This is a genomic window from Janthinobacterium rivuli (genome assembly GCF_009208735.1).
Taxonomy (GTDB): domain Bacteria; phylum Pseudomonadota; class Gammaproteobacteria; order Burkholderiales; family Burkholderiaceae_D; genus Janthinobacterium.
Window position 1 is genome coordinate 1 of the sequence record NZ_WFLJ01000076.1, and the last position, 354, is coordinate 354.

Genomic DNA, 354 nt, shown 5'->3' on the forward strand with positions numbered 1-354 from the left:
CCGGTGCTGCCCAGATGGACGGCGCGATTCTGGTGTGCTCCGCAGCTGACGGCCCAATGCCACAGACCCGCGAACACATCCTGCTGGCCCGCCAAGTTGGCGTTCCATACATCATCGTGTTCCTGAACAAGTGCGACCTGGTCGACGACGCAGAGCTGCTGGAACTGGTTGAAATGGAAGTGCGCGAGCTGTTGTCGAAGTACGAATTCCCAGGCGACGACCTGCCAATCATCAAAGGTTCGGCACGTATGGCGCTGGAAGGCAAAGAAGGCGAAATGGGCGTTGACGCAGTGTTGCGTCTGGCCGATGCGCTGGATGCCTACATCCCAACGCCAGAGCGCGCTGTTGACGGTG

Annotated in this window: 1 protein-coding gene; it reads left to right on the forward strand. The window is 59.9% G+C overall.

Features of this window, described 5'->3' with window-relative positions; translation table 11 throughout:
• Nucleotides 1-354, forward strand: a 354-nt coding sequence (locus GCN78_RS28980; protein WP_264372708.1) for a GTP-binding protein, incomplete at both ends; no start/stop codon positions are given.